Origin of the sequence: Spirillospora sp. NPDC049652 (assembly GCF_040675125.1) — a bacterium.
In the GTDB taxonomy this organism is placed as follows: domain Bacteria; phylum Actinomycetota; class Actinomycetes; order Streptosporangiales; family Streptosporangiaceae; genus Spirillospora.
This window is the reverse complement of sequence record NZ_JBFAOF010000822.1, coordinates 1-3,309: the sequence shown is the minus strand read 5'-3', so window position 1 is coordinate 3,309 and position 3,309 is coordinate 1. Positions and strand designations below refer to the sequence as shown.

Genomic DNA, 3,309 nt, shown 5'->3' with positions numbered 1-3,309 from the left:
CCGCGAAGTCCCCGAGGGATAGGCCAGCCCCATGGCGAACACCGCCTCCACGGCGAGCACCGCGGCCCCGCGCGCTCCCGGCCGGGCCGAGCGGCGCGGCACGCGCGGCGAGCCCGGCGCCCCGCGCCCGCCGCGCCGCCGCCCCACCCGGTTCCGGCCGGGCCCGTACCTGCTGATCGCGCCCAGCGTCGCGGCGATCGCGGTGCTCATCCTCTACCCGATCGGCCAGCTCGTCTGGATGTCGTTCCACAAGATCGGCACCCGCGAGGTCCGCGGCCTCGACCCGGCCGAGAACGTCGGGTTCAAGAACTTCAGCACGGTGCTCCAGGACGACTTCTTCTGGAAGGTCTTCCTCAACACCGTGCTGTCCGCCGCCGCGATGGTGGCGCTGACGATGGTCCTCGGCACCCTGGTCGGGCTGCTGCTGAACCGGCTCGGCAAGAAGATGTCGCTGCTGGTGTCGTCCGGCGCGCTGCTGGCGTGGGCGACCCCGGCGATCTCGTCCGCGATCGTCTACAAGTGGCTGTTCACGCCCGGCGGCGGGCTGGTGCCCTGGTTCCTCGACCTGCTGCCGAACTGGCTCGTCGGCGGCGGCTGGGAGGACTACAACTGGTTCTCCGAGCCGCTGAGCACCTACGTCGTGCTGGTGCTCTGCGTGGTCTGGCAGTCGTTCCCGTTCATCGCGGTGTCGGTCCTCGCCGGGCTGAAGAGCCTGCCCGGCGAGCTGCACGAGGCGGCGCGGGTGGACGGCGCGTCCGCCTGGACCGCGTTCTGGCAGATCACCTTCCCGCTGCTCAAGCCGGTGTTCCTGGTGCTCACCGTGCTGTCGATCATCTGGGACTTCAAGGTGTTCACCCAGCTGTGGTTCCTGTCCGGCGGCACCGCCAACCGGGACTCGTTCAACCTCGCCATGTACGCCTACTCCGAGGCGGTGGCGTTCCCCGCCAAGTACGGGCTGGGCGGCGCGATCGCGCTGGTCCTCACCGTCATCCTGCTGGTGTTCACCGGCTTCTACGTGCGGGTCATGGTCAAGCAGGGGGAGGTCGCGTGAGCGCGCCGGGCACGGGCGGGCGCGGTACGCGCGTCGCCCTCAACACCGCCGGGATCCTGGTCTTCCTGTTCGCCGTCTTCCCCGTCTTCTGGATGGTGTCGTCGGCGTTCAAGACCAACGAGGACATCAACTCCGAGACGCCGCTGCCGGTGCCGGTGCACTGGACGCTGCACCACTTCAAGGCCGTCCTCGACGGCCAGGGGCTGGACTACAGCCTGTTCCACTTCTTCCTGAACAGCATCATCGTCGCGCTCGTCACCGTCGTGGCGTCGAGCCTGCTCGCGATGCTGGCCGCCTACGCGGTGGCGCGCACCCGGTTCCGGGGGCGGATCGCGTTCCTGCTGATGCTGATCATCGTGCAGATGGTGCCGCTGGAGGCGCTGATGCTGCCGCTGATGCTGAACGCGCAGCGGCTGCACCTGCTGAACAGCCTGGCGGGCGTGATCATCGTGTACGTCGGCTCGTCGCTGGCGTTCTCGGTCCTGATGCTGCGCGGGTTCGTCGCGGCCGTCCCGAAGGACCTGGAGGACGCCGCGTCCATCGACGGCGCGTCCCGGGCCACCACGTTCTGGCGGATCACCTTCCCGCTGGTCGCGCCCGGCCTGGTCGCCACCGGCATCTTCTCCTTCGTGAACACGTGGAACGAGTTCGTGATCGCGTTCGCGTTCCTGAAGGACCAGGACAAGTACATGCTGCCGCTGACGCTGTCCTACAGCTTCGGCCGGACGCAGGTGGAGTGGGGCTCGATCATGGCGTCCTCCACGCTGTTCACCATCCCGGTGATGGTCTTCTTCCTGATCGTGCAACGCCGGATGGTGTCCGGCCTGGTAGCGGGGGCAGTCAAGGGATGAGCGGACGGATGGGCAACGACGAGGTCGGACGGCTCGCCCGCAGCGCCCTGCTGCCGGCCTTCGACGGCGCGACCGCGCCCCGCTGGGTCCTGGACGAGCTGGAGCGCGGTCTCGGCGGCGTGACGCTTTTCGCGCTGAACGGCAACGTCCCGGGCACCGACGAGCTGGCGGCCCTCACCGCGCGGATGCGCGGCGCGGGTGCGCCCCTGGTGACCATCGACGAGGAGGGCGGCGACGTCACCCGCCTCGGCGGGCACAAGGAGGGCAGCCCGTACCCCGGGAACGCCGCGCTCGGCGCGGTCGACGACGTGGCGCTGACCCGGCGCGTCTACCGGTCGCTCGGCGCGGAGCTGGGCGCGGTCGGGGTGAACCTGAACTTCGCGCCGTCGGTGGACGTCAACACCGCCGCCGAGAACCCGGTGATCGGCACCCGCTCCTTCGGGGCCGACCCGGAGCTGGTGGCGCGGCACGCGGCGGCGGCCGTCGCGGGCACCCAGGAGGCCGGCATCGCGGCCTGCGCCAAGCACTTCCCCGGTCACGGGGCCACCGTGGAGGACTCGCACCTGGGCGTGCCCGTCGTCGACGCCGACCTGGAGCTGCTGGACCGGCGCGAGCTGGTGCCGTTCCGGGCGGCGATCGAGGCCGGGACCCGGGCGGTGATGACGGCGCATCTCGACCTGCCGGCCATCACCGCCGGGGTCCCGGCCACCCTCTCCCCCGCCGTGATCACCGGGCTGCTCCGCGAGCACCTGGGGTACGGGGGCGTGATCGTCACCGACGCGCTGGACATGAAGGGCGCGAGCGGCGCGATCGGCATCCCGGAGGCGGCCGTCCGGGCCCTGCTCGCGGGGGCCGACCTGCTCTGCCTCGGCCCGCGCGAGCAGCACGAGACGGTGCTGGCGGTGCTGGCCGCCGTCGAGGACGCGGTCGCGTCCGGGCGGCTGCCGCTGGAGCGGCTGGCGGACGCCGCCGCCCGCACCGGCGCGCTGAAGGACTGGCTGGCCGAGAGCGCCCCCGTGCCGGTGGACCGGGCCGTCGGGCTGGACGCGGCGCGCCGCGCCGTGCGGGTCACCGGCGACCTGCCCGCCTTCCCCGCCGCGCCGCTGGTCGTCCAGCTCGCCTCGGACGGCAACATCGCGGTCGGCCCGACGCCGTGGGGGCTGTGGGCGTGGGCCGCCGACGCCGTCCGGGCGGAGGGCACCCCGGAGGAGGCCGGCGACGTGCTGGAACGTGCCACCGGACGCGGTCTGGTCGTGGTGCTGCGCGACGCGCACCGGCACCCGGGCCAGCGGGAGCTGGCGACCGCGCTGCTGGCGGCCCGTCCGGACGCGGTGCTGGTGGACATGGGCCTGCCGGTGTGGCGGCCGGAGGGCGCGGTGCACGTCGCGACCTACGGCGCGGCGCAGG

3 protein-coding genes are annotated in these 3,309 nt (G+C 72.5%); all 3 read left to right on the top strand.

The genetic code is table 11. From position 1 onward, the window contains the following. Positions 1-31 precede the first annotated feature (31 nt). Positions 32-1,051 (top strand): carbohydrate ABC transporter permease, encoded by a 1,020-nt coding sequence (locus AB0J52_RS33250; protein ID WP_500186825.1) that lies wholly within the window; start codon positions 32-34, stop codon positions 1,049-1,051. Continuing rightward, positions 1,048-1,902 (top strand): carbohydrate ABC transporter permease, encoded by an 855-nt coding sequence (locus AB0J52_RS33245; RefSeq protein WP_500186824.1) that lies wholly within the window; start codon positions 1,048-1,050, stop codon positions 1,900-1,902. The genes AB0J52_RS33250 and AB0J52_RS33245 overlap by 4 nt, the downstream gene beginning before the upstream one ends. Then, positions 1,899-3,309, top strand: a 1,411-nt coding sequence (locus AB0J52_RS33240; protein WP_500186823.1) for a glycoside hydrolase family 3 protein, incomplete at its 3' end; no start/stop codon positions are given. The genes AB0J52_RS33245 and AB0J52_RS33240, both read left to right, overlap by 4 nt.

Coding starts and splice junctions, on each gene's coding strand:
- AB0J52_RS33250 (WP_500186825.1), top strand. CDS start 32: ATGGCGAACACCGCCTCCACGGCGAGCACCGCGGCCCCGCGCGCTCCC.